Here is a 24,383-nt window from a genome sequence, read left to right as displayed (position 1 = left end):
GAATCACCCGCATCTCTGGCCGCCGATGACCTACGTTGCTAGGGTTTCGCCACTGTTAAACGCACATATCCGTAGTGCGAGGTATTATGGTCGGCCGCAAACATTCGATCAGGTTCAAGATTTTCACCCTCCTACTTGTGCCGATCGTCTCCCTTGTGGCGATTTGGGCGTTTGCGGCGACTCTCACCTTCCAGAGTGGCCGGGCGCTGTTGCGGGCCAGCGAGGGCTACGAGCGCGGCATTCTCCCCACCCGGACGGTGACCACCGCCCTTCAGCACGAGCGGCTGCTGTCCCTGTCCGTCCTGGGCGGCGCCACGAGCTCGCGGGCCGAGCTCGACGCCCAGCGGATCCGGACGAACACCGCCCGGGCGGAGCTGGAACGGCTGGTCCCCTCACTCCAGGAAAGCACGGATCCGGCCGTTTGGAACCGTCTGGTCCAGCTGCTGACCGCGATGGAACGGCTCACCGACATCCGCAGCGGGGTGGACACCCGCGCGACCGACCAGTTGCAGACCCTCGACGCCTACACCGCGATCGTCGGGGCGGCCTTCGCCGTGTACGACAAGATCCGGATCTCCTCTGACGTCGGCCTGAACGATCAGACCCGCACCGTCGTCCTGGTAGGACGCAGCCGCGAGATGCTCAGCCAGCAGGCCGCGCTGATCGCCGGCGCCGTGGCCGAGGGCGGTATGAGCCCCGCAGAGCGCACCAGATTCGGCGATCTGGTCACCGGCCGCAGGCTGCTCTACACCATGGGGGTCAGCCAGTTCGACGAGGAGTTCCAGGGGCTCTACCGGAACCTGCAGGGCTCGGCGACCTACGTCTCGTTCGAGCGGATCGAGAAGGCCGTCACCGCGGCGAACAAGCCGGACCCCTCCTGGGCGGCGGTGGCGGCGAAGCTCTCCGACACCTTCGACGAGCTCGGTGGAGACGTCAGCGAGGGCATCACCCGGCGATCGGGGTCCCTCGCCACCGGCATCCTGATTCAGATCGGCATCGCGGGCGGCCTCGGCCTGGTCGCGGTCACGGTGTCCATCTTCGTCTCGATCCGGTTCGGCCGCCGGATCGGCGCCGAGCTCGTCGGCCTGCGGCAGGCGGCACTCGACCTGGCCAACAAGCGGCTGCCGGACGTGGTCGAACGGCTCCGCCGGGGGGAGGACGTCTGCTCCGAGGCGCAAGAGCTCAACCACGGCACCACCACCGAGATCGTCGACGTCGGCCGGGCGTTCTCCTCCGTCCAGCGGACCGCCGTCGAGGCCGCCGCCGGCCAGGCCCAGATGCGCAAGAGCGTCAACAAGGTCTTCGTGAACCTGGCCAGGCGCAGCCAGTCACTCCTGCACCGGCAGCTCGCCATGCTGGAGACGATGGAGCGGCGCGCCAGCGACCCGGAGACCCTCGACGACCTGTTCGGCCTCGACCATCTGACCACCCGTATGCGCCGCCACTCCGAGGGCCTGATCATCCTGTCCGGCGCGGTCCCCGGCCGCGGCTGGCGGGTGCCGGTCACGATCTACGACGTGGTCCGTGCGGCCGTGGAGGAGGTCGAGGACTACCAGCGCGTGATGGTGAACGTGCCGCAGGGCCCCTCCATGGTGGGCACGGTCGTGACCGACGTGATCCACCTCGTGGCCGAGCTGGTGGAGAACGCCGCCATCTTCTCGCCCCCGCACACCACGGTGAACGTCCGTGGCGAGATGGTGGCCAGGGGCTACGTCATCGAGGTGGAGGATCGCGGACTCGGCATCACCCCGGCGGAGATGGCCCAGCTCAACGAGCGGCTGGCCGGCCCTCCGGAGTTCGACCTGGCCGACAGCGACCGGCTCGGCCTGTTCGTCGTGACGCAGCTCGCCGCCCGGCACGGCATCCGTGTCTCGCTGCGTCCGTCCCCCTTCGGCGGCACCACGGCGATCGTGCTCCTTCCGGGCGAGCTGGTGGCCGACGCGCCCGAGCCCGCGACCGCCCGCTCGGCCGAGGTCGAGTGGACCTCCACCGACAGCGGTCTTCCCAAGCGGGTACGGCAGGCCGTGCCCGAGCGGCGGGCCGTACCGGCCGAGGTGATCGGATCGACCCCGAGCAGTGTGATGACGTCGTTCCGCGATGGATGGCGCCGCGCGGAGCAGGAAAGTGGGGCGGAATGACGGAACGCTGGCTCGACCAGGACGCCGGGCCCATAGTCCGCCCCTACACCCTCACCCGTGGCCGCACCCGCGCCGCCGGGGCCCGGTTCGACCTGATCGCCGTCTTGGTGGCGACCAGGACCCCACCGCCGGACCTGCCGCCCGAGCACGCGCGGATCATGAGGGCCTGCCGTATGCCGGCGTCGGTCGCCGAGCTGGCCTCGGAGACCGGAATGCCGATCGGCGTGCTCAGGGTGCTCCTCGGCGACCTGCGCGAGTCCGGCCTGATCACGGTGCGGCTCCCGGGCAGCAACCTCGCACTCCCCCAGGAAAGCGTGCTTCGCGACGTGCTCGCCGGTCTCAAGGCGCTCTGAGTCGTCACGCCGGTCGGCGGCCCTGCCCACCGCCTGTGACGGCTCGATCGGCGACGGCTCAGTCGGTGGCCAGGCGAGCGTGTCGCTCCACGTCGTATCGCACGCCCTCGTAGCTCAACTTGGCCCGCTCGACCCCCTCGGCCAGGAAGCCCGCTCTGGTCGCCACCGCGCAGGAGGCGGGATTGTCGAGCCGGTGGCCCAGCTCCAGCCGGAACAGCCCCCGCTCCCGGAACGCCCAGTCCGCCAGCCTCCGGGCCGCGGCCACGGCCACTCCGCGCCCTCTGGCGTGCGGCACGGTCCAGTAGGACACCCAGCCGGTGGCGTGCGCGTCGATGTTGCTCACCGCCACGTTCCCCACGACCTGGCCGTTCGCCACCACGGCGAACGCCTGCGCGTCGTCGCGGAACCCCCACAGCCCGATCCATTCCAGTGCCGCCCGGGGCGTGTCGATCGGCCGGGCCGCCTGCTGCGCCATGTCCGGGGAGCCGAACGCGCCGAGCAGGACCGGCACGTCGTCGGGCCGCCAGCTCCGCAGTTCCACCTCGGTCATGCAGTGCAGGCTATTGCCGCGGCCGGTGGTCCGGGAAGACCGGCCGTGCCCGGCCGCGGGTTCAGAAAACCACCCCAGATCTTGTGAGAGCGCTCCCACGAAGGACATCATTGCCTCCATGACGACTGTTCGGCCCTACCGCTCCGATGACCGCACCGCGCTCTACGACATCTGCGTGCGAACCGCGCACGACGGTGGCGACTCCCGGCACCTCTACCCCGACCTCGACCTGATGCCCAGCATTTTCGCAGCTCCATACGCCTTTCTGGAGCCGGACCTGACCTTTGTCCTCGACGACGGGGAGCGGGCGGTCGGCTACGTCCTCGGCACGGCCGACACCGCCGCCTTCGTCGAGGCCTTCCGCTCCTCGTGGCTGCCGTCGATGAGAGAGCGTTTTCCGGCCCTCGACGGTCCGGCCACGACTCCGAGCGAGGTGATGATCGATCTGATGTACCGCCCGGAGCGCATGCTCCTGCCGGAACTGGCCGCCTACCCGGCGCACCTCCATATCGACCTGCTCCCGGAGCACCAGCGCAAGGGCCACGGCCGGGCGCTGATGAACGCCTTCCTCGACGCGCTGCACCGCAAGGGGGTGGGGACGGTGCACCTGGGCATGGTCACCGCCAACACCCCCGCCCGAGCCTTCTACGACCGTCTCGGTTTCCACGAGATCCCGGTTCCCGATCCCGGCCCCCTCACCTACCTCGGCCGGGGGACGGATCGCGCGGCGGAGCCCGGCGTGTAGGGCCCACCCTCCTCCGGCGGGCCGGCTCCCGTCCGGACGCCGTTCGCATGATCGTCCGCATCCGATCGGGAGTCCCAGATAGTTCCGGGGATGGATGGGCACTCAGCACGTATGAGTGACGATTCGCAGAGGCACGACTTCCGCCGAGACGGCTTCGGGGACGAAACTCTGGGCCGCCCCAAAACGATGGGCGAGATAGCTGTGAACCTGGCGGTCAGCGAGGCGCTCGCCAATCACGGCCATCACGCGCTGGTCAACGCGCATGAGAGCGCGGCCGACAATCATGAGCTCATGGCGAGAGCGGGTGTGGGGGACATCGACGAGCACCTCGATCTGGCGCAGTGGCATCGCTGGTGCGCGATCGTGGAGGATCAGATCGCCGACGAGGCCGATCGGCGGACTCCGGCCCGACGGGACAACGGACCGGCCAGACGGGACGGCGACTCCTGAGCGTGGTGCCCGCCGCGGCGGCCGTTTCCGGGGAAAGACGCCGGACCTTCGGTTGAGGCCTCCTCCGGAGGCTACGGGATCTTCAGCACCACGATGGCGATGTCATCGCTGGGCAGGCCTGACTGGAACGCCATCACCTCGCCCATCAGGTTCTCGGCGATGGCCGCCGCGCCCTCGTCCCGCGAGGCGGCGAGCGTCTCCCGCATCCTCTCCTCGCCGAAGAACCCCCCGGAGCCGCGCCCCTCGACGACGCCGTCGGTGTAGAAGACGACGACGTCCCCGGGCGCGAGCTCGACGGTGACGTCGTGGAGTTCCACGGCGTCCAGGACGCCCAGCACGGTTCCGGGGCGGCCGATCATGGTGATCCCACGCCGGGAGACGTGTACGGCGGGCGGGTGCCCGCCCAGGGACAGGGTGAGGCGGAACCGCTCCCGGGCGTCCCGGTGGACCTGTGCGTAGACGGCCGTCAGAAACCGGTCCGTGCGCTCGGCCAGCAGCATCTCGTTGAGGGCCGCCAGGATCTCCGAAGGACGGCTCTGCCGGATGGGCGCGGCCCGCAGGGTATAGCGGGCCAGGCTGGTGACGACGGCCGCCTCCACCCCCTTGCCGCACACGTCCCCAAGGGTGAGCGCCCAGCCGTCAATGATCTCGTACATGTCGTAGAAATCGCCGCCGACCTTGTCCCCCCGCCCGGCCGGCCGGTACAGCCCCGCGACGTCCATCCCGGGGACGCGGGGCAGCGCCGGGGGGATGAAGCTCCGCTGCAGGGTCCGGGAAAGCTCGAACGCCTGTCTTTCCGATCGTTCCGCCCGCTGCCGCGCGTGCAGGAGCTCGCGTTCGTACTCCCGGCGGTCGCTGGCCTCGACCACACCGATCCAGATCTGCTCCGTCCGGGTGGGGGTCCGCTCCTTGCGCACCGCGTTGAGCAGGACCGGGACCCGCTGCCCGTCCGCGCACCGCAGCTCGACCGCGATCTCCCTGACCTGTGCCTGCAACGCCAGCAGCGGGGCGAAATGCGTCTCGTAGAAGATGCGGTCGCCGACCGCCAGCAGGTCGTGGATCCGGACCCGGCCGATCAGGTCCTGCCTGCGATATCCCGTCAGGTCGAGCATCGTGCGGTTGACCCTGATGATCGTGCCGTCGCTCCCGGTGGAGAGGAGGCCGCAGGGGGCGTCCTCGTACAGATCCTCCAGGTCCCCGGCGGCGTTCCCGGACGCCCGTTCGTCATCACGAGCGGTCACGGATCACCCGCGGACAGGAAGGCCTTGATCGCGGTGATGGTCTCCTCCGGGGCGCTGAGGTTGGGGCAGTGCCCGGTCGCGCGCATCAGCGTCAGCACGCTGCCCGCGACCGCCCGGTGGACGTAGGCCCCCACCTGCGGCGGAGCGAGCGCGTCGCTGGAGCACTGCAGGATCAGCGAGGGGATGCGGACCTTCGGGAGATCCTCGCGGTTGTCGGACAGGAACGTCGCCCTGGCGAACCGCTTGGCGATCTCGGGGTCGGTACGGCAGAAGCTGTTGGTCAGCTCCTCTCCCAGCTCCGGGCGGTCCGGGTTGCCCATGACCACCGGCGCCATCCGGCTCGACCATCCGAGGTAGTTGCTGTCGAGCGAATCGACGAGCTCCTCGATGTCGGCGTCGCTGAACCCGCCCACGTAGTCCCCGTCGTCGATGTAGCGGGGTGAGGGCGACACCATGACCAGCGTGCCGATCCGGTGGGGGGCGCGGATGGCCGCGAGCACGCCCACCATCGCGCTGACCGAGTGCCCGACGAAGACGGCTCCGGTGAGGTCCAGCTCCTCGCAGACGTCGAGGACGTCCTGGGCGTAGCCGTCGAGCGAGGCGTAGCGCTCGGCGGAGTAGGCGGACATCTCCGACTGCCCGGCTCCGACATAGTCGAACAGGACGGTCTCGTAATCGTCCTCGAAGGCGGGGGCCACATAGCGCCACATGCTCTGGTCACAGCCGAACCCATGGGCGAAGACCATGGGAACCCCGCCCCGCCGGCCGGCGACCTTGACGTTGTTGCGAGCCATGATGTCCATCGCCCGACTTTAGCCATCGCACAGACAAGGAAGAACATATACATCTATACGGCGTGATATAAGTTTTTTACATTACAAAAGTAATTTAAAGCGACATAGCCGTATGCATGCATTGAACATCCCGTCCCCGGTACGCGCCGCGGCGCGTACCGGGGACGGCCGGCCGCCCGCCTCTTCCTTTCCGGCCGGCCCGGCCGCCGCCCGGTCTCACATGTTGATCATGTGGCCCGCCAGCCCGTGGATCGCCTCCTTGACCGCCTCACCGAGGGTGGGGTGGGCATGCACGTTGCGTGCCACCTCGTGGACCGTCAGGTCCCACTGCTGGGCCAACGTCAGCTCGGGCAGCAGCTCGGTGACCTCCGGCCCGATCAGATGGGCGCCGATCAGCTCCCCGTGCTCGCCGTCGCTGAGGATCTTGACGAATCCGGTGACGTCGCCCAGCCCGTGTGCCTTGCCGTTGGCGGTGAACGGGAACTTCGCCACCTTGACGTCGAAGCCCTGTTCGTGGGCCTGCGCCTCGGTGAATCCGAAACTGGCGATCTGGGGCTGGCAGTACGTCGCCCGCGGGATCATCACGTAGTCGAGCTCCATCGTCTCCGCCTCCGCGATGGTCTCCGCCGCGATGATCCCCATCGCCTCGGCGGCGTGCGCGAGCATCAGCTTGGCGGTCACGTCGCCGATGGCGAAGATGTGCGGCACGCTCGTACGGCACAGGCCGTCGACGTCGACGGCGCCGCGGTCGGTCAGCTTGACGCCCGTGTTCTCCAGCCCGTAACCGGTGACGCGGGGCTGGAAACCGATCGCCTGCAGCACCTTGTCGGTTTCGAGCACCTCCTGCCGCCCCTCGCGCGAGACCGTCACCCGCACCTTGTCGCCGGATTCGTCGATGGACTCCACGCGGGTCGAGGTCAGCACCTCGATGCCGAGCCGCTTGTAGCGCCGCGCGAGCTCCGCCGAGACCTCCTCGTCCTCCAGGGGGACGATGCGATCGAGGAACTCCACGATCGTCACCTTGACCCCGTAGTTGTGCAGCACATAGGCGAACTCGACCCCGATCGCGCCCGCCCCCGCGATGACGATGCTGCCGGGGAGGCTGTCGCTCAGGATCTGCTCCTCGTACGTCACGACCCGCTCGGTCACCGACGTCCCCGGCAGCAGCTTCGTGGTCGCTCCCGTCGCGACGATGCAGTGGTCGAACGTGACCGTCTGCGCGCCGCCGTCGGAGCCGGTCACCTGAAGCGTGTTGGCGTCGACGAAGGTGCCGCGGCCGTCGTATTCGGTGATGCCGTTCTTCTTCATCAGGTAGTGCACCCCCTTGACCCGCCCGTCGGCGACCTTGCGGCTGCGCTTGAAGGCCTCGCCGTAGTCGAAGGTGACCTGACCGTCGACGCGGATGCCGTACGTCTTGGCCTCGTGGGTGAACAGGTGGGCGAGTTCGGCGTTGCGCAGCAGCGCCTTGGAGGGGATGCATCCCACGTTGAGGCAGACGCCACCCCAGTAACGCTCCTCGACGACGGCGGTGCGCAGGCCCAGCTGGGCGGCCCGGATCGCGGCCACGTAGCCGCCGGGGCCCGCACCGAGGACGACGAGGTCATAGTGAGTGCTCATGCATCGGACGATAGCCAAACGGCCGCACCCGGCCCGCTCGGGGCCCGCTACCGGGCCTACCGGGCCACCGGTCGCAGGTGAACACGGCCTTGCCGCTCATTGCCGGGGCTCCGCGAGCAGGCCGCGAGGCCGGACGAGACGGGACGCATCGCCGGAAAGATCGTGCACCGCGTGAACCCGGAATGAATCTGGACTTCCACTCTTGACGCCCATATTTCAAAGAAGTTAAATCAAGTATCAAAATAAGACGTTTATTTACTGTGAGTCACAAATCACGCCTTACCCGCTGTTAGACCTTCCACCCCCCGGATCCCCTGTGGAGACAAGCATGAGAGGTCTATCCCGTCCTGCCGCTTCATGGACCGCTTCGGCGGTCCTGGCGGCTCTGATGGCCGTACCGTCGAGCCCGGCCTTCGCGGACAGCCTGTTGTCACAGGGCAAGACCACGACGGCCTCATCGACCGAGAACGGCGGCACCGGCCCGGCCCTGGCCGTCGACGGCGACACCGGCACCCGCTGGTCCAGCGCGAGCACCGATTCCCAGTGGCTTCAGGTGGACCTGGGGGCCTCGGCGAGCATCAGCAAGGTCGTGTTGAACTGGGAGGCCGCCTACGGCAGCGGATACAGGATCCAGTCGTCCGAGAACGGGACCACGTGGACGGACCTGAAGACCGTCACCGGCGGTGACGGCGGCATCGACGCCTGGGACGTCACCGGCAGCGGCCGGTACGTCCGGATGCTCGGCGTCACGCGGGCCACCGGTTACGGCTACTCGCTGTGGGAGCTCGCCGTGCACGTCAGATCCGACGGCCCGCAGGTGCCCGGCGGCGGGGACCTGGGCCCGAACGTCCACGTCTTCGACCCGTCCATGTCCAGCGCCGCGATCCAGAGCCGGCTGGACGCGGTCTTCAAGCAGCAGGAGTCCGCGCAGTTCGGCACCGGGCGTCACGCCTTCCTGTTCAAGCCGGGCTCCTACAACGTGAACGCCGACATCGGCTTCTACACCTCGATCGCCGGCCTGGGGCAGTCACCGGACGACGTCACCATCAACGGCGGCGTGACCGTCGACGCGGGATGGTTCAACGGCAACGCGGCCCAGAACTTCTGGCGGTCGGCGGAGAACCTGTCGATCCAGCCGACCGGCGGCAGCAACCGGTGGGCGGTCTCCCAGGCCGCGCCGTTCCGGCGGATGCACGTCAAGGGCGCGCTGAACCTGGCGCCGACCGGATACGGCTGGGCCAGCGGTGGCTACATCGCCGACAGCAAGATCGACGGCGCCGTCGGACCGTACTCGCAGCAGCAGTGGTACACCCGTGACAGCTCTGTCGGCGGCTGGGTCAACGGCGTGTGGAACATGGTGTTCTCCGGGGTGGAGGGCGCCCCCGCCGGCTCCTTCCCCGAGCCGCCCTACACCACGCTGAACACCACGCCGATCAGTCGTGAGAAGCCGTATCTCTACGTGGACGGCAACGGCGGCTACCGGGTGTCCGTGCCGTCCAAGCGGACCGGCGCACGCGGTGTGAGCTGGGCGAACGGTTCCACCCCCGGCAGTTCGCTGCCCCTGTCCCAGTTCTACGTCGCCAAGCCGGGCGACTCGGCCGCGACCATCAACACCGCGCTCGGCCAGGGCCTGAACCTGCTCCTCACCCCGGGCGTCTACACCGTCGACCGGCCGATCGACATCACCCGGCCGAACACGGTGGTGCTGGGGCTCGGCCTGGCCACGCTGATCCCGGGCAACGGGGTCAGCGCGATCAAGGTGGCCGACGTGGACGGCGTGCGGCTCGCCGGGTTCCTGATCGACGCGGGCACCCAGAAGTCCGACGTGCTCGTGGAGGTCGGCCCGCAGGGGTCGAGCGCCGACCACGCCGCCAACCCGACCACGCTGCAGGACGTGTTCGTCCGGATCGGCGGCGCCTTCGCCGGCAACGCCACCACCAGCGTCGTGGTCAACAGCGACGACGTGATCATCGACCACACCTGGCTGTGGCGCGGCGACCATGGCGCGGGCATCGGCTGGAACGTCAACACCGCCGAGACCGGCCTGGTGGTCAACGGTGACGACGTGCTCGCCACCGGCCTGTTCGTCGAGCACTACCGCAAGTACGACGTGGAGTGGTACGGCGAGCGCGGTCGGACGATCTTCTTCCAGAACGAGAAGGCGTACGACCCGCCCAACCAGGCGGCCTATATGAACGGCGCCACCAAGGGATGGGCCGCCTACAAGGTCGGCGACGCGGTCACCACTCACGAGGGCTGGGGCCTGGGCAGCTACGTCTACTTCAACGTCGACCCGACGATCGAGGTGGACCACGCGTTCGAGACGCCGGTGAAGCCGGGCGTCAGGTTCCACAGCCTGCTCACGGTGTCCCTCGGCGGCAACGGCCGGGTCAACCACGTGATCAACGACACGGGCGCTCCCGCCTCCGGGACGGCGACGATCCCGTCCAAGGTCGTCTCCTATCCCTGAAGCACTGAAGCCCTTGAGGCGTTTGAGGCAGCCGAAGCGGTTGAGGCAGCTGAGGCCCTGAGGCATCGAACCCGCCTGATCGGCGGCGATCCCCACTCCGTCCGCCGATCAGGCGCTCCACCCGCGGGCCGTGGGCCTCTCCATCGGGGAGACCCACGGCCCGCCGTTCGCCACCGACCGCGAACCGCCGGCTGGATCCACAGCCATGCCACGGACGCGCCCCCGCTCGCCCGTGATCGGCCGAGGCCGCTTCACGAGGAGATCTCGACCGTCCTGCACCAGGTGTCACGGTCCTCGATGCGGTTAAGCATGCAGTGGGCGAGGTCCGCCCGCGAGACGGTCTTCGGGTTCTGCAGGTGCCGATCCATCGCCACCCGGTAGCTTCCGGTGAGCGGCCCGTCGGTGAGCATCGGAGGGCGGATGATCGTCCAGTCGACGGCGCTGTCCCTGACGATGCCTTCCATGGCGGTCATGTCGGCGTAGCCGTGGCGGTAGAGACGCTGGATGAGGAATCTGGTGACGAGCCGCTGGGGCAGCGGGATCCCGGGAGGAATGTCGAGACCGGCCGACGACAGGCACACCAGGCGGCGCACCCCGGCGTGGCGCATGGCGTCGATGATGTTGGCCGTTCCCCGGGAGTAGACGGTGGTGGGATGCTTGCGGTCCCTGCTGCCCAGGCAGGACAGGACCGCGTCGTGGCCTTCGACGGCGGCCTGCCACGTTCGCGGCTCCAGCGCATCCCCGGTGATGACGGTCGGCCGGGCGCGGCCACCCGCGGGAATCCGGTCCGGGGTGCGGGCGACGACGGTGACGTCGTGACCGGCGTCGAGCGCCTGGGCCAGGAGCGCGGCGCCGGTGCCGCCGGTGGGGCCGAAGACGAGCAGTTTCACGGCCGGTCCGCGCGGGTGCCGGCCAGCGCGTCGACCAGGGCGGCGGCCAGGGCCTGCTGGCCGGCCAGGGAGAGGTGCAGGCCGTCGTCGAGGTGGAAGTGCTCCGCGTTCGGCCCGGAGATGGCGGGGTGGCTGTCGACCGTGAGGTCCGGTTGCGCGTTCAGGATCTTCCTGATGGCCTCGATATCACGGTTGACCCAGGTGATCCCGGCTCGCTGGAAGTGCGGGTAGGCCGCGACGCGCGCCTCGTTCAGCGGAGTCGGGGTGATCCACGCCCATCGCGCCGCGGTACGCCGTACGGCGAGATCGTGCAGGGTGCGCAGGTTGCGTTCGGTCTCGTCGAGGCTGACCAGGGTCGGCTCGCCGGCCGATCCCAGACGCTGGGCGTCGTTGCCGCCGAGCATGCACAGCACCCAGTCCGGGCGATGGAAGGAGAGCCCCGGCAGCGCGGCCAGGGCCTGGGTGGTCGTCTGCCCGGAGATCGCCGTGTTGACCAGGACGATGCCGTCGGCGGGACGACGGAGATCGAGGATGTGACGCAGGATCTCGAACCACGACAGGAGGTCGTCGGTGGTGCTCTCGCCGACGGCCACGACACGCTGGCCGGGGGCGAAGGGCAGCCGGTCGACCTTTTCCGCGAACCCGGGGTCGTCGAGCAGTTCCGCCGCCGCGCCGCGGGCCTGTTCTTCGTGGGATCGGCGCACCTGCCGGTAGGCGGCCGTGTCCAGCCCGAACAGGACGGCCAGACGATCGTCGTCGAGCCCTCCGAGATAGCCCAGGACCTTCTCGGGGTGCTGGAACCGTACGAGTCGTTCGATCAATGCGGTGTTCATGCGTCCGTGTCCTTCGTGCGGGAACCGCTCTTGTTGGCTCGGGTGCGGGGCAGCAGGAACCCCGCGGTGACGAGCCAGGCCAGGGCGGTGAAGCGGGCTATGGGCAGCGAGATGGCCGCGTCGGAGACCAGCAGGGTGAGCGTGGACAGTTCGGCCACCAGGGCGATGGCCAGGCCGGCGAACGCGAGCGGGCGCGGCAGCAGACCGGCCAGCAGTCCCGGTACGGCGATGCCCGCCACGAGCAGCCCGAGGAAGACGACGTGCCCGGTGCCTCCGGTGGCGAAGGCGAGGTCCTGCAAAGCTCGGACCACGGCGGACTCGGCGAGCACCTCCGGGCGTGACAGCACCCAGCTGAACATCGCGGACAGGGCCAGCATGGCGGCGGCCAGCGCGCCGCCGACCAGGGCGATGGTGGCACCGGGCGCGCGGACGCCGAGACTGTGCAGGCGGGCCGAGGCGGTGGCCGCGTAGATCGCCATCGGAACCGAGGCGGCGAACTGCAGGAACCCGCTCACCTGCACGGCGTTTTGGTGATCGTGGAAGTAGGCCAGGATCTCGGCCGAGGAGCCGAACGGCGAGGGGAAGGTCTCGCCGCCCGCCATGACCGTGCTGACCACGATCCCGGCGAGGAACAGCACCGTGAACACGACGGCGAGGATCCCCAGCGGCGGCCCGGACTGTGCCTGTCGCGGGGCGCGCTCGACGGTCGTCACACGATCACCCGCCCGCCGGTCAGGTCGAGGGTGACCCCGGTGATCCAGGATGACGCGTCCGAGGCGAGATACAGCACGGCCTGGGCGACGTCGCTGGGCTGCCCGATGCGGCCGAGAGGGTAGGTCGCGGCCAGTTCGTCCAGTTGCCCGGCGGACATGAACCGCTGCATCTTCTCGTTGAGCACGGCGGAAGGAGCCAGGCAGTTGACGCGGACGCCCTGCTCGCCGACCTCGTTCGCCAGGTGCTTGGTGAACATCACCACGCCGGCCTTCGCCGCGGCGTACGCGGCGTTCGCACCGCTCGGCCGGCGGCCCGCCGTGGAGGACATGGTGATGATCGTCCCTTCGCCCCGCTCGAGCATGGCGGGCAGGAACGCGGTCACCGTCAGGTAGACCGAGGTCAGCTCGGACTCGATGACCGCGAGCCACCGCTCGGCTCCGAGCTGGACGGTGGGCGTCGGCGCACCCTGGCCGCCCGCGAACGCCGCGAGGATCTCCACCGGTCCCAGCGCGCGCTCGACCGTGTCGCGCATGTTCCGCACCGCGGCCTCGTCGGTGACGTCGCCGGGCGCCGCCACCGCCGTGCCGCCGTCCGCCGTGATCCGCGCGACGACCGCGTCGATCGCCGCCCGGTCGCGGCCGTTCACCGCGACTGCGACCCCGTTGGCCGCCAGGGCGCGGCAGGTCGCCGCGCCGATTCCACGTGAGCCGCCGGTCACCAGCGCGACCTTGCCGGCCAGGGCCGGATAGCGCGGCCAGTCCTCACTTACGCCATCGAGCACGTCCATCTCCGTTCTCTAATGTGAACCATTTATAGCACAGAACTATTTCCTGCCAGTACTATCACTGCATGACCACGCAGCCGCAGACCGGCCACGACGACGGATCGGCGCCGCGGTCCCAGCCGAGGGGCACGGCGTTCCTGCTCTCCCAGGTGGGCGCGCACGCCGCGGCGCGGTTCGCCGAACGGATCGGCGGCCTCGGGGTGGTCCCCTCCGACACCGGGCTCCTCCGGATGATCGCCACCCGGCCGGGGCGCAGCCAGCAGTCCCTGGCCGAGGAGCTGGGAGTCGTGCCGAGCCGGGTCGTCGCGCTGGTCGACGGCCTGGAGCGAAAGGGGCTCATCGAGCGACGGCGGAACCCGCAGGACCGCCGCAACTACGCGCTGCACCTCACCGACGAGGGCACGCGCGTGATGGCCGGAATGCGTGATCTCGCCTCCGCGCACGAGGACGAGATCTGCGCCGCGCTCGACGACGCCCAGCGCGCGCAGCTCACCGAGCTGCTCGAGGCCATCGCCGTCCAGCAGGGCCTCACCCCGGGCGTTCACCCCGGATACCGGCACCTGACCCGATGACCGTGGCGGGGAGCCGAGCCGGCGGAAGGTAGGCGTCACCGGCGGCGGCCGGGACGGCCGTCCCCGCACTCGGGCGGCGGCGGGATCGCCGTCCCCGCACCCAGGTGACGACGGCCGGGATCACCGCCCCCGCACTCAGGCGCCGGTGATCTCCTCGGGGGGCAGGGCGGCGAGCGCCTGCAGGGCGCGCAGGAACCCGCGCCGGTCCTCGGCCGGGATGCGCGCCAGCAGGCGCTCCTCCTTACGCCGGATGCCCGCCTGCGCGGAGTCGCGAACGCGGCGGCCTTCGGCGGTCAACGACAGGACCCGGGCGCGCCGGTCGGCGGGGTCGGGAGTCCGCTCGATGAGACCCTTCCGCTGCAGGTCGTCGAGATATCCGATGATGCGGGTCTTGTCCGCGCCGATGGACTCCGCGAGCGCGGCCTGGGTCCGCAGCGGCCGCTCGTCCAGCGCGAGCAGGACCACGTAGGCCCACATCGACAGGCCATGCTCGTGCAGCACAGGCATCTCGGCGTCGATCAGCGCCCGGCTCAGCGGGCTGATCATCGCGGCCAGGTCGGGACGGTCGTACACGACATCACACTATACGGATTGACCGATGATAAACCTCCGTAGATAATATGCTAGCGCTTACTATTTAAGGAGCCATCATGGACATTCGAGACCTGGACCGGCGCGCGGTGCGCGCGAGCGTGGAAGTGGTCGCCAGGGCGACGGCCGATGATCTCCGCAGGCCGACGCCGTGCGCCGATTGGACGTTGGCCGATCTGCTCGCCCACATGACCGTCCAGCACCGTGGCTTCGCCGCCGCGGCGCGCGGAGCAGGGGACGACCTGGCGGTGTGGCGGGTCCAGCCGCTCGGCGACGACGCCGTCTCGGTCTACGCCGAGGCCGCCGAACACGTGCTGGCGGCGTTCGCGGAAGACGGCGTGCTGGAGCGCGCGTTCACCCTGCCCGAGCTCGCGCAGTCCGGGTCCGACCGGAGCCCGGCGTTCCCCGCGGCACAAGCCATCGCCTTTCACTTCATCGACTACCTCGTGCACGCCTGGGACGTCGCCCAGGCGCTCGGCGTCGAGTTCACGGCGGACCCGGAGCTCGTCGAGGTCGCCTGGCCGATCGCCCAGATGGTCCCGGACGGCGAGCAGCGTCGCCTGCCGGGTGCCGCGTTCCAGCCGAGCCTGGCCGCCCCCGAGGGCGGCACCCGCTTCGACCAGGTCCTCGCCCTGCTCGGCCGCTCCACCGCACGAACCACCTCGCTCCCGTCGGGGTGACCTCGATGACAGGGGCCGAGGTCACCCCGACGGCACATCCCGGGAACCGGAACGATCCGTGGGGAGAACAGCCGAAACCCCGGCCGGAGGATCGGCGTGGAACCCGACCGGGAGAATCCGGGAGAATACCGTCCCACCGATGAGTTCATGCCGGGAGCATCGTCACAGCCGGCATGACACGACTTCTCCTGAACAAGAACGTCATCATCTACGGCGCCGGCGGGATCGGCGGCGGCGTCGCCGCCCTCTTCCCGCAGTTCGGCCTTCCGCCCGTCCATGTCGAGCGGGGCGCGTCCGGGGAGAAGGTCGCCTACGTTCGCATGTTCTCGGGAACGGTACGCGTGCGAGACCGGCCGCGGTTCGGTCGGGACGGTAACGGGGACAACGGGGGACCGAGGGGAAGGCCACCGCGATCAGCGTTTTCGATCGCGGCTCGGACGTCAGGCGCGCGTCGATCGCCGCAGGGCAGATCGGCAGGCTCTGGGGGCTCGACGACGTCCGGATCGGCGACACGCTCGGCGTACCGCGAACGAAGGCCGTAGAGCGTCGCCATTTCGCCCCGCCGACGTTGGAAACGGTCGTCGTCCCCCGCCGGCCGGGTGCACGAACTGCAGCAGCGGCTACCGGCCCTGACACGTGGCGAGGGCGTGGCGGAATGCGCCTTCGACCGCTACCAAGCGGTCTCCGGCACGATTCCGGCCCGGCCGCGGACGGACCACAATCCGCTCGACCGCAAGGAATACCTGCTGCACGTCGTACGGCAGGTCTGACATCCCGCCCGCGTCCGCCGGCCGCGCGTCAACGCGGCGCACCGCCTCGCGGGTCGGTAGATGACGGCAGAGCGTGCCGACGCCGACTCCCGCGTCCTTCGCGGGCGCGTGGGGCGGCCCGCATGAGCCGCCACCCGGGGTCGATGTCAGTGGTAGTAGCCCTCCACCGGTATGCGCGCCTCGTCGAAGAGGGCGGGGCCTTCGGCGGGGGCGTCGGAGAAACCGCCGCCGGGCGGTTTGAGGGTGGCGAGCTGGTCGCCGGACAGGGCGTAGACGACGCGGCCCAGGCCTGAGCGCGCGATGGCGCCGGCGCACATGCCGCAGGGCTGGCAGCTGGTGTACATGGTGGTGGCGGCCGCGGCGGCGGGATCGAGCTCGCGGGCCGCCCACCGGGCCAGCTTCAGCTCCGGATGGGCGGTGATGTCACGGTCGGTGAGAGAGGTGTTGTGCTCTTCGACCAGGACGGTGCCGTCCGGACCGGCCAGCAACGAGCCGAACGGCGGGTTGCCGCCGGCGCGCGCCGTAGCGGCCAGTTCGATGGCCCGGCGCAGGAGTTTCTCGTCATCGTGTGTCACTGTTGCTCCTTCGAGGTGTGGTCGGCGATCAGATTCTCCCGGGCCGCGACGGTCGCCAGTGCCTGCCAGGCCGGCTGCGGGCGGCGGGTCTCGGCCGGATCGCCGTTGAACGGGTCGAGCACGACGGTCTCGGCGCCGAGCGCGCGCAGTTCCTGCAGATCGTCATGGATCTGGTCGGCCGTGCCCTCGCCCGCGAGGCGTCCGGGATCGGTGATCGGCGTGTCGGTGAGCCGTAGGGCGATGCGGGGTGCCAGGGCCGGCATCGGCCGCCGCTGCTCGTGCGCGAAGCCCTTCATCCGCTCCAGTACCTCGCGCAGCCGCGACGGGGTCAGGCGCAGCGGATGCCACGCCTCGCCCAGGCGTACGGCCCGGCGCAGGGCGGCGTCGCTGCTGCCGCCGACCCAGATCGGGATGTGCCCGGCGCGGTAGTCCTGCTCGTCGTCCCAGGCGGCGCGCATCGCGCGCAGGTATTCATCGGTCAGCGCGCCGCGCCTTTCGAACGGCACTCCCAGGGCGGCGAACTCCTGCCGCGCCCAGCCGACGCCCACGCCCAGAACCAGCCGCCCTCCGCTGAGCCGGTTGAGATTGGCGGCCATGCGGGCCATGAGCAGGGGGTGACGATACGGGACGATGAGTACCGTGGTGCCAAGCTGGATCCGATGGGTGACGCCGGCCAACCAGGCCAGGGTGGTGAAGGGCTCGTAGAACGGCGCCGGATACTGCTCGGCGACGTCGGGCGTCACCGCGACATGGTCGGAGACCATGAGCAGATCGAAGCCGAGGCCCTCCACCGTCTGCGCCCACTGCCGCAGCATGTCGGGGTCGGTGCCGGGACCGAAGTTCGGGACATTCACGCCTATTCGCACCGCTTCAGGCTATCCACTGCCTTCGAAGTCACTGAAGAGCTTTCTCCCGGCATATAGCGACTTTGGCAGGGTATCTGCCGGTATATTCGGCGAATGACCGTGATTCTCGATCAGATCGACTGGTCCATCCTGGCCGAGCTGCAGCACGACGGCCGCATCCCGCTCACCGAGCTGGGTCGCCGGGTGAGCCTGAGCGCCTCGGCGGTGACCGAGCGGGTCAGACGGCTGGAGACCGAAGGAGTCATCACCGGTTATCGGGCCGAGGTGGACCTGGCGAAGGTCGGTTTCGCGGTGCTCGCCGTAGTCCGCCTGAAATATCCCGGCAACCGGCACGAGCCGCTGCACCGGCTGCTGGAGGAACGCTCGGAGATCCTGGAGTGCCTGCGCACCACCGGTGACGACTGTTACACGCTGAAGGTGACCGCGACGTCCATGCCGCATCTGGAACGGCTCGTCGGCGAGCTGTCCGGCTTCGGCAGCACCACGACCAGCATCGTCTACAGCCAGACGCTGACCTACCGCGGCCCTCGAACCCCGTGACCGGGCGCGCGGACGGAGACCGAGGCGCACAGGATCATCGAGGGCATCGGGGCTTTAGGGACGGACCGGGAGAACGCCCGAGCCCGCGCGCGAAGCGCGGACGGCGAGGTCTGCGAAGTCGTCAGCCGGAGACGCCGAGGAAGAAGGCGACCGGAATCAGGGCGACGGTCAGGACGACGGCCCACCACCTGGGGAGAGGACTCTCCTTCAGGACCGTGACACCGAGCGGCACCAGGGCGACAGCCAGGCCGAGGACGGCCGCCAGCGAGATCGGGTCGCTGCTGCCCTTGAGCACGCCGAGCGGCAGTCCCGCCGCGAGGGCGAGCGCCAGGCAGCGCGCGACACCGGCCGCGCCGGCGCCGAGGGCCCTGGCGCGGAAGGCGCCGAGCGCGAGCACGATCCAGCCGGTCATGATGAAGACGTTGACCACCTTGAAGACGTGGAAAGCGCCATAGGTGCCGCTGACGGCCTTCTGCGCCGCCTCCAGACCGAGAGCGTCCACCATCTGGAAGGCCAGGTGGCCGGCCCCCGCGTGGAAGACGCGGCCGAACAGGCCGAGAACCACCAGCGTGACCCCCCACCTGGCCCAGCCGGGGTGGGAGACACCGATCCTGCGGGACAGAGAGGTCACCGCGGGCCACAGGAGCACGCATCCCGCGGCGAAGAGGCTGTAGGAAAGGACCATCTGCCCTGGCTGCGCGGCATAGGCCGCCAGCTGGCCGGGAAAGAAGTCGGTCTCCTCGATCCGCGCCAGCACGCCCGCCAGGAGCAGCAACGGCCCGAGGACCAGGCCGACGCCCTCGACCCAGGGGACGGGGAGCGTCACACGGTCGGACGAGGAAACCTGCGGGATGTCGGTGAGCGTCATGTGGATCATTGAATCGGTGGCGGCTCGCGAGCACATGGGCGCTGAGGCGAGAATCAGGGGTATACCTGGCGCTACCCCTCTCTGTCACGCGCGGGAAGGGCCTCGGACGGCCTTCCCGAGAAGCCACCCGGGAAGGCCGTGGATCGATCCGTGTATCAGTGGATCTAAGGGGCCGCGTCAAAGGGCGAGATCATGTGGTCGCCCCGCATGGATCTCTCGAAATTGCGCCGCAGCCACTCGCTGTCGTTGAGATGGGGGAAGGCCTCACCCTCCGGGCGCTCGACACCGAGGAAGTCGCACAGCGGATCCCAGCCCTGGCTCGCCTCGAAGACCAGCAGCCGATCCGCGGGCAGGCTCTCCTGGACGGTCGCGACGTGTCGCCGGAACGCCTCGACGGCGTGCTCCTCGTCCGGCAGGTTCTCTCCGAACCGCCACGTGTCGCCGAAGGTGGAGCGCCCCATCATGTCCATCACGGGCCGAAAGCGCATCATCGGCTCCATCATCGGGGGCACCTCGTCCGTCGCCTCCAGGATGGCCCGAGGCCCGGACATCAGCGTCCGGAAGCTCGCATACCAGCGGTGTGCGTCGCGCACGGTGAGGATGACCTTGGCATCCGGATAGGCCTCCGTCAGCTCCCGCCAGAAGTAGCCGGCCGGCCAGTCCACCGCTGAGCGGTAGCCGTCGAGCACCTGCTCCCAGTCGGTCGGGCCGTCGGACAGGACGGGAAGCCATCGCTCGGCCTGCCCGGGCCGCGAGAGCACTTCGAACATGTGATGGCAGGGGCCGAACCCCAGCCGGTCCAGGGCCGCTTTGAGCGAGGTGGTGCCTGTGCGCGGGAAACCCGCACCGATCACTTCCAACATCCTCTGCCTCCTGGGGTCAGCCTGTGGTCAGCCGTACCGGCAAAAATTCTCTCCGCGATGAATTCTAAGGCGTTTCCTATTTTTCGATCGAACTAGTCGAGAATTCATCTTAAAAACTGATTCCGGCGCTACCTGGGCTGAGCCTCGACGGCGGGCCGCCGAAGGTCATCTTCCCCGCACAGAGGAGGTGACCGGTTCTCCGGCGGGAGGCGACAGCGCGGCATGTCCGGCACCGAGGTCTCCACGGAGGATGTCGGGGACTCAGGCCATACTCGTCTCGGCGGAGCCGCCCGGGCATCGCAGAGGGAAGCCCGGGCACCGCGAAGGGAGGGGAGCCATATGGCCGAGATGCTGTTGTTCCATCACGCGCACGGACTGACGTCCGGCGTCCGCGAGTTCGCCGAGAGAATCGAGCGGGCCGGTCACACCGTCCATGTCCCGGACCTGTACGAGGGTCGGGTCTTCGACACCCTCGAACAGGGCGTCGCCTATGCCCAGGAGGCCGGATTCGACTCGATCATCGAGCGCGGACGAGTCGCCGCCGAAGGGCTGCCCGGCGACCTCGTCTATGCCGGATTCTCACTCGGCGTCCTGCCTGCGCAGATGTTGGCCCAGTCACGAGCCGGCGCGAAGGGCGCGCTGTTGTTCCACGCCTGCGTCCCGACCTCCGAGTTCGGCGACGCGTGGCCCCCGGGAGTCCCGGTCCAGATCCACGGTATGGACACCGACGAGTTCTTCGTCGAGGAGGGCGACCTCGAAGCAGCCCGCACTCTCGTCCAGACGACCACGGACGCCGAACTGTTCCTCTACCCCGGCGATCAGCACCTGTTCGCCGACGGCAGCCTGCTTTCATACGACGAGCACGCCACCACACTGTTGACCGAACGTGTGCTTGGCTTCCTCGACGGCGTCAGGTAGCCGCGCGCCAACGGCGTCAGGTAACCGCGCCGCGGTGACACCGCATGGCACGTCGATTCATATTTCATCCACGGCAGACACATCACGACCTGCGATGCCTCGACTTGAGGTATTCGTTCACCCACTTCTTGCTGCTACGCCACATGCCGTCGTCCCCCTTGACCGCACGAAGTCGACCCCGTGCGGCAGCAACCCGGAGCGCATCTTCGGTGACGTCACGCGTCGCGAGAGCGGGTAGAGGGACGAGTTTGACCGGGCCGGCCACCGCCGGCATGACGAAGCGGTACAGATTTGTCGTCACGCTGCGTGCGATGAGTTCACCCAATGGGCCGAACTCGTCATTGTCGGCCCGACGCATCGCCTGAAGGTACTTGTCGCGGTCGCGCTTGCCTCCCGGAAACTTGGCGATCTCGTGCTGCCGGAAGTTCCCCGGTTCTTCGCCCGGCGGGCATGGACCGCATGTCACCGGTGATCAGGATGCCCAGGAGCGGAGTGACGAGAGACCGACCTCAGCCATTTTCCCTCGCGATCGCCTCGCGTACGGCCGGGACGATCTCCCTGGCCCAGCGGCCGAGGGTGACGAGGTCAGAAGCACCATGACCGGCTGAGAAGAGGATGAAGCCCGACGCGTCGTGCTCCAGCACGGCCTCGGTCAGTTCCTCGACCCACTGGCCGACGGAGCCGCCGACCCAGCGGCCCTCGCGGTCACGGGTGGTGGGCAGTGGCCGGTCGGTGATGCGGCCGGGGAAGTTGTAGATCGTGCGGATCTCGCGCGGATCGCGGCCCGCGGCCGCCGCCGCTTCGTCGATGATCGGCCGCGAGGTCCGATAGCGCTCGCTGCGCCAGTCCGCCGCGTGGCCGGGGATCCAGCCGTCGGCCACCCGGCCGGTGGCGGCCAGGGATTTCGCGCCGTTCGATCCGGTCCACACCGGGGGCGCGGCCACGGGAGCCGGCTCGATCTGGTGCACCTGGTAGTGGCGGCCCTGGTGGGTGACCGGCGGGCCGCCGCCCGACAGCTTCTTGATCAGGGTGATCGCCTCCTCGAAGGCGTCCACCGCATCGGCCGGTGACAGCCGCGGCACGCCCATGTCGGCGATCCGGTCCCACAGCCCGCCGGCGCCCATGCCGAGCACGACGCGGCCGCCGGACAGCGCCGACAGCGACGTCGCGGTCCGGGCCAGCATGGGAGCGGGCCGGGTCGGCAGGTTGGTGACGTTGGCGAGGCCGGCGATGTGCTGCGTACGTCCGAGGATGAAGCCGAGGGAGGCGTAGGCGTCCAGCCGTTCGCCGAGGTAGGGATGGTCCGACAGCGAGAAGATGTCGAGCCCGTCGCGGTCGGCCTGTTGCGCCATGCGCAGCAGCTCCGACACTTCGTCGATACCGGTATGCGCGCCGAAGCCGAAGACGACGTCGTGTCCAGACATGGTTCTGCCTTTCCTTTCGAATTCACTGATCACCAGGCGTACGCCCCAGGCGCGGGGTTGGCCCCGTTCGGCGCGGGCGGCGGGAGCAACACCTCCGGCTCGACCCAGCGGCTCATCAGGTTGCAGATCGACTGTTCGCTGATCAGAGCGAGGAAGTACCGCGAGCGTGCGGCCTCCTGGGCCTGGGCGATGTGCCGGCCGGCGAAGCCGGACGAGCCGAAGTAGAGCACTTTCCCTGATGGGTGTATCTCACGTGTGGCTCTTCAGGCGGAGCCGAACTGTTCGGTGAAGCGGCCGGTGAACAGGTCGGCCCCCTTGTACCGGACGACCGTCTCGACCGGGACGACGGCCGGGCCGTCGGGGGTGGGCAGCTGGCCGACGCCGCCACTCGATCCGAGCGGAAGCAGGATCATCGGGTGGGGCAGGGGCCGGTAGGCGGCCGTGGGCAGCTCGCCGTGCAGTTGGGCGATGATGTTGCGCGCCACCACCTCGGCGTGCTGCATCGCGTACCCGGCCATCTTGGCCTCGGGGATGTCGGTGATGTCGCCGATCGCGTAGACATGGTCGTACCCGCGGACGTTGAGCGTCTCGGTGACCGGGACCCGCCCCTGCGGCGTGCGGGTGGTGAGCCGGCCGTCGGCGAGGTAGTCGCTGTTGACGCGCACGCCGTAGGCGCGGAACCAGATGTCGGCGGTGATCTCCTCCCCGCCGGTGGTGGTGACGGTGAAGGTCCCGGCCTGGCCGGGCTCGGTGGTCGGCGGCGCGGTCAGATCGGCGCCCAGCCGCAGGCGAATGTCCAGCTCGTCGAGCTGACGGTGCAGGTCATGGCGCAGCTCCGGCTCGAAGGCGGGCAGCAGCCGCTCGGCCGGGTCGACGACGGTCACGTGCTTGTGCGGCCAGACCTCCTTGATCTCCCCCGCCAGCTCCAGGCCGACCGGCCCCGCGCCCAGGACCAGCACCCGCTCGGCACCGGCCAGCTCCTTGTGGGTCAGGCGGAGGTCGTCCAGGATCCGCTCGGTGGAGTCGGCGGTGGGCTTGGCCGGGTAGGCGTAGCCGGAACCCGTGGCCAGGACCAGGTAGCCGGCCTCGACCCGCTCGCCTGAGGCCAGGGTGACGCCGCCGGGATCCACGGACACCACACGGTCGCGGATCACCGTGCCCCGCGTGAGCCACTCGTCGTAGGGGAAGAACATGTTGCCGGCCCAGTCGGGCCGGGTCAGCGCCCGCAGCGAGCCCGCCGTGTTGACGAACGCGTCCCGGGGATCGATGAGGACGACCTCGGCCTCGGCGGTCAGCGCCTTGGCGAGTGCCGACCCTCCGTAGCCGCCGCCGATGACCACCACTGTACGATTCATAATGTGCACCCCGATCATCCGAAGAGGTTGAGTTCGTGCTACGAACCATATTAATTCGTAGCACGAACTGCAATCCCAGGGCGCTTTTAACGCTCGTGTTCCCGGTCCGCCCCATCGCCGGGCTCCAGGAAGACCACGGGGACCTTGTTGTCCAGCACGACGCGGCCGAGCAGGCGGGCGAGCGTGTCGCGGTCGGCGTCGGCGAGTCCCGTCGTCAGGTTCTCGATCCGCCGGCAGGTCTCGACATAGAACTCCTCCGCGAGCCTGCCCCCCTTCCTGGTGAGCGCGATCCGCACCGCACGCGAGTCCTGCGGATCCGGTGTGCGCTGGACCAGGCCGTTGCGCTCGGTACGGTCCACCAGGCCGGTGAGGCTCGACTTGGCCAGCCCCAGCATCGCGCCCAGCTCGCTCATGCCGTACGGCTGTGCCATCAGCACGCACAGCAACTGCCCCTGCTGGGAGGTGAGGCCGTACTCCCGGGCGGACTCGGCGTACACGGCGTTCACCAGGAACGTGGACCGCACCAGCGCGGCCACCGCTCCGATCTGTCCCTCATCACGCTTTCCCACGCGCTCAGAGTAACATTCATACACCCTAAAATTCGTGGGACGAACTACCTCCCTGCGATAGATCACCGAGCTGTCGAGTCAGCCGCCACGCGTTCACACCCTGCCGGGAAGGACCAGCCGTCGAGGCACACCATGACCACGACGCGCTGTCCGCCGAAGCCGGGTGCGTTCGCGAGCCGGACTTCGTCGAGTCCACCTCCGAGTCGCACATGA

The 24,383-nt window shown here is 69.3% G+C and carries 28 protein-coding genes; 10 read left to right on the top strand and 18 right to left on the bottom strand.

Annotation, left to right across the window (positions count from 1 at the left end; genetic code table 11):
- The first annotated feature begins 155 nt into the window (after window positions 1–155).
- Both ACQPYK_RS03755 and ACQPYK_RS03750 read left to right on the top strand, forming a co-directional pair.
- Window positions 156–2,138: a sensor histidine kinase gene (locus ACQPYK_RS03755; protein WP_433250201.1), complete on the top strand. Its 1,983-nt coding sequence runs from the start codon at window positions 156–158 to the stop codon at window positions 2,136–2,138.
- Entirely contained in the window at window positions 2,135–2,491 is a 357-nt protein-coding gene (locus tag ACQPYK_RS03750; protein ID WP_433250198.1) for a DUF742 domain-containing protein, read from the top strand. The genes ACQPYK_RS03755 and ACQPYK_RS03750 overlap by 4 nt, the downstream gene beginning before the upstream one ends.
- Window positions 2,492–2,549: 58 nt before the next feature.
- On the opposite strand, the gene ACQPYK_RS03745 is transcribed toward ACQPYK_RS03750, so the two are convergent.
- Window positions 2,550–3,041 (bottom strand): GNAT family N-acetyltransferase, encoded by a 492-nt coding sequence (locus ACQPYK_RS03745; RefSeq protein WP_433250195.1) that lies wholly within the window; start codon window positions 3,039–3,041, stop codon window positions 2,550–2,552.
- A 118-nt stretch (window positions 3,042–3,159) separates the two neighbouring features.
- Here ACQPYK_RS03745 and ACQPYK_RS03740 point away from each other — a divergent pair, with 118 nt between their 5' ends.
- Both ACQPYK_RS03740 and ACQPYK_RS03735 read left to right on the top strand, forming a co-directional pair.
- Window positions 3,160–3,786: a GNAT family N-acetyltransferase gene (locus ACQPYK_RS03740; protein ID WP_433250192.1), complete on the top strand. Its 627-nt coding sequence runs from the start codon at window positions 3,160–3,162 to the stop codon at window positions 3,784–3,786.
- Between the two features lie 111 nt (window positions 3,787–3,897).
- Entirely contained in the window at window positions 3,898–4,236 is a 339-nt protein-coding gene (locus ACQPYK_RS03735) for a hypothetical protein (RefSeq protein WP_433250189.1), read from the top strand.
- A gap of 71 nt (window positions 4,237–4,307) precedes the next feature.
- On the opposite strand, the gene ACQPYK_RS03730 is transcribed toward ACQPYK_RS03735, so the two are convergent.
- The 3 genes from ACQPYK_RS03730 to lpdA all read right to left on the bottom strand — a co-directional run bounded on the left by ACQPYK_RS03730 (window position 4,308) and on the right by lpdA (window position 7,888).
- A complete protein-coding gene (locus tag ACQPYK_RS03730) occupies window positions 4,308–5,477 on the bottom strand; it encodes a PP2C family protein-serine/threonine phosphatase (RefSeq protein ID WP_433250186.1) in 1,170 nt (389 codons plus the stop codon).
- On the bottom strand, window positions 5,474–6,280 hold the full coding sequence (locus ACQPYK_RS03725; RefSeq protein ID WP_433250183.1) for an alpha/beta fold hydrolase: 807 nt from the start codon (window positions 6,278–6,280) through the stop codon (window positions 5,474–5,476). The genes ACQPYK_RS03730 and ACQPYK_RS03725 overlap by 4 nt, the downstream gene beginning before the upstream one ends.
- Before the next feature lie 207 nt (window positions 6,281–6,487).
- Entirely contained in the window at window positions 6,488–7,888 is a 1,401-nt protein-coding gene (gene lpdA / locus ACQPYK_RS03720) for a dihydrolipoyl dehydrogenase (protein ID WP_433250180.1), read from the bottom strand.
- Between the two features lie 328 nt (window positions 7,889–8,216).
- Here lpdA and ACQPYK_RS03715 point away from each other — a divergent pair, with 328 nt between their 5' ends.
- On the top strand, window positions 8,217–10,358 hold the full coding sequence (locus ACQPYK_RS03715; protein ID WP_433250177.1) for a discoidin domain-containing protein: 2,142 nt from the start codon (window positions 8,217–8,219) through the stop codon (window positions 10,356–10,358).
- Window positions 10,359–10,609: 251 nt separating this feature from the next.
- Here the strand turns inward: ACQPYK_RS03715 and ACQPYK_RS03710 are convergent, their stop codons facing one another.
- From ACQPYK_RS03710 to ACQPYK_RS03695, 4 genes are read right to left on the bottom strand one after another with little or no spacing between them, the layout of a single operon-like run.
- Window positions 10,610–11,248, bottom strand: coding sequence for an NAD(P)-dependent oxidoreductase (locus ACQPYK_RS03710; protein ID WP_433250174.1), 639 nt, complete (start codon window positions 11,246–11,248; stop codon window positions 10,610–10,612).
- A complete protein-coding gene (locus tag ACQPYK_RS03705; RefSeq protein WP_433250171.1) occupies window positions 11,245–12,081 on the bottom strand; it encodes an SGNH/GDSL hydrolase family protein in 837 nt (278 codons plus the stop codon). The genes ACQPYK_RS03710 and ACQPYK_RS03705 overlap by 4 nt, the downstream gene beginning before the upstream one ends.
- Window positions 12,078–12,794 carry a hypothetical protein gene (locus ACQPYK_RS03700; RefSeq protein WP_433250168.1) on the bottom strand — a complete coding sequence of 239 codons (717 nt, stop codon included), beginning with the start codon at window positions 12,792–12,794 and terminating at the stop codon, window positions 12,078–12,080. Before ACQPYK_RS03700 ends, ACQPYK_RS03705 begins: the two co-directional genes overlap by 4 nt.
- Entirely contained in the window at window positions 12,791–13,582 is a 792-nt protein-coding gene (locus ACQPYK_RS03695) for an SDR family NAD(P)-dependent oxidoreductase (RefSeq protein ID WP_433250165.1), read from the bottom strand. The genes ACQPYK_RS03700 and ACQPYK_RS03695 overlap by 4 nt, the downstream gene beginning before the upstream one ends.
- A 62-nt stretch (window positions 13,583–13,644) precedes the next feature.
- On the opposite strand from ACQPYK_RS03695, the gene ACQPYK_RS03690 reads away from it, so the two are divergent.
- Window positions 13,645–14,151 (top strand): MarR family winged helix-turn-helix transcriptional regulator, encoded by a 507-nt coding sequence (locus tag ACQPYK_RS03690; protein WP_433250162.1) that lies wholly within the window; start codon window positions 13,645–13,647, stop codon window positions 14,149–14,151.
- A 135-nt stretch (window positions 14,152–14,286) separates the two neighbouring features.
- On the opposite strand, the gene ACQPYK_RS03685 is transcribed toward ACQPYK_RS03690, so the two are convergent.
- The gene (locus tag ACQPYK_RS03685) at window positions 14,287–14,724 is read right to left on the bottom strand and encodes a MarR family winged helix-turn-helix transcriptional regulator (RefSeq protein WP_433250159.1); all 438 of its coding nucleotides are present in this window, start codon (window positions 14,722–14,724) and stop codon (window positions 14,287–14,289) included.
- Window positions 14,725–14,801: 77 nt separating this feature from the next.
- On the opposite strand from ACQPYK_RS03685, the gene ACQPYK_RS03680 reads away from it, so the two are divergent.
- Both ACQPYK_RS03680 and ACQPYK_RS03675 read left to right on the top strand, forming a co-directional pair.
- Window positions 14,802–15,422, top strand: coding sequence for a TIGR03086 family metal-binding protein (locus ACQPYK_RS03680; protein WP_433250156.1), 621 nt, complete (start codon window positions 14,802–14,804; stop codon window positions 15,420–15,422).
- A 599-nt stretch (window positions 15,423–16,021) separates the two neighbouring features.
- Window positions 16,022–16,192 carry a hypothetical protein gene (locus ACQPYK_RS03675; protein ID WP_433250153.1) on the top strand — a complete coding sequence of 57 codons (171 nt, stop codon included), beginning with the start codon at window positions 16,022–16,024 and terminating at the stop codon, window positions 16,190–16,192.
- 146 nt (window positions 16,193–16,338) lie between these two features.
- Here ACQPYK_RS03675 and ACQPYK_RS03670 read toward each other — a convergent pair whose 3' ends face one another.
- Window positions 16,339–16,767, bottom strand: a complete 429-nt coding sequence (locus tag ACQPYK_RS03670) for a deaminase (protein ID WP_433250150.1) — start codon at window positions 16,765–16,767, stop codon at window positions 16,339–16,341.
- Complete coding sequence (locus tag ACQPYK_RS03665; RefSeq protein ID WP_433250147.1) at window positions 16,764–17,633, bottom strand: LLM class flavin-dependent oxidoreductase; 870 nt, start codon at window positions 17,631–17,633, stop codon at window positions 16,764–16,766. Before ACQPYK_RS03665 ends, ACQPYK_RS03670 begins: the two co-directional genes overlap by 4 nt.
- A gap of 93 nt (window positions 17,634–17,726) precedes the next feature.
- On the opposite strand from ACQPYK_RS03665, the gene ACQPYK_RS03660 reads away from it, so the two are divergent.
- Window positions 17,727–18,173, top strand: a complete 447-nt coding sequence (locus ACQPYK_RS03660) for an Lrp/AsnC family transcriptional regulator (RefSeq protein ID WP_433250144.1) — start codon at window positions 17,727–17,729, stop codon at window positions 18,171–18,173.
- 121 nt (window positions 18,174–18,294) lie between these two features.
- Here ACQPYK_RS03660 and ACQPYK_RS03655 read toward each other — a convergent pair whose 3' ends face one another.
- Together ACQPYK_RS03655 and ACQPYK_RS03650 are read right to left on the bottom strand one after the other, a co-directional pair.
- Complete coding sequence (locus ACQPYK_RS03655) at window positions 18,295–19,041, bottom strand: hypothetical protein (protein WP_433250141.1); 747 nt, start codon at window positions 19,039–19,041, stop codon at window positions 18,295–18,297.
- Window positions 19,042–19,205: 164 nt separating this feature from the next.
- Window positions 19,206–19,904 carry a sulfotransferase family protein gene (locus ACQPYK_RS03650; RefSeq protein WP_433250138.1) on the bottom strand — a complete coding sequence of 233 codons (699 nt, stop codon included), beginning with the start codon at window positions 19,902–19,904 and terminating at the stop codon, window positions 19,206–19,208.
- A 339-nt stretch (window positions 19,905–20,243) separates the two neighbouring features.
- Between ACQPYK_RS03650 and ACQPYK_RS03645 the strand changes: the two genes are divergently transcribed.
- A complete protein-coding gene (locus ACQPYK_RS03645; protein WP_433250135.1) occupies window positions 20,244–20,822 on the top strand; it encodes a dienelactone hydrolase family protein in 579 nt (192 codons plus the stop codon).
- A gap of 82 nt (window positions 20,823–20,904) precedes the next feature.
- On the opposite strand, the gene ACQPYK_RS03640 is transcribed toward ACQPYK_RS03645, so the two are convergent.
- From ACQPYK_RS03640 to ACQPYK_RS03620, 5 genes are all read right to left on the bottom strand, one after another.
- Complete coding sequence (locus ACQPYK_RS03640; RefSeq protein ID WP_433250132.1) at window positions 20,905–21,288, bottom strand: hypothetical protein; 384 nt, start codon at window positions 21,286–21,288, stop codon at window positions 20,905–20,907.
- Between the two features lie 43 nt (window positions 21,289–21,331).
- The gene (locus ACQPYK_RS03635) at window positions 21,332–22,246 is read right to left on the bottom strand and encodes an LLM class flavin-dependent oxidoreductase (protein ID WP_433250129.1); all 915 of its coding nucleotides are present in this window, start codon (window positions 22,244–22,246) and stop codon (window positions 21,332–21,334) included.
- Window positions 22,247–22,275: 29 nt separating this feature from the next.
- Window positions 22,276–22,476, bottom strand: a complete 201-nt coding sequence (locus tag ACQPYK_RS03630) for a hypothetical protein (protein ID WP_433250126.1) — start codon at window positions 22,474–22,476, stop codon at window positions 22,276–22,278.
- A gap of 33 nt (window positions 22,477–22,509) precedes the next feature.
- A complete protein-coding gene (locus ACQPYK_RS03625; RefSeq protein ID WP_433250123.1) occupies window positions 22,510–23,601 on the bottom strand; it encodes an NAD(P)/FAD-dependent oxidoreductase in 1,092 nt (363 codons plus the stop codon).
- An 86-nt stretch (window positions 23,602–23,687) separates the two neighbouring features.
- The gene (locus ACQPYK_RS03620) at window positions 23,688–24,170 is read right to left on the bottom strand and encodes a MarR family winged helix-turn-helix transcriptional regulator (protein ID WP_433250120.1); all 483 of its coding nucleotides are present in this window, start codon (window positions 24,168–24,170) and stop codon (window positions 23,688–23,690) included.
- Between the last annotated feature and the right edge of the window lie 213 nt (window positions 24,171–24,383).

Origin of the sequence: Streptosporangium sp. CA-135522, from assembly GCF_050949235.1 — a bacterium.
Taxonomy (GTDB): Bacteria; Actinomycetota; Actinomycetes; order Streptosporangiales; family Streptosporangiaceae; genus Streptosporangium.
Note: the sequence above shows the minus strand (reverse complement) of the source record. Positions and strands in the feature narration are given on the sequence as shown.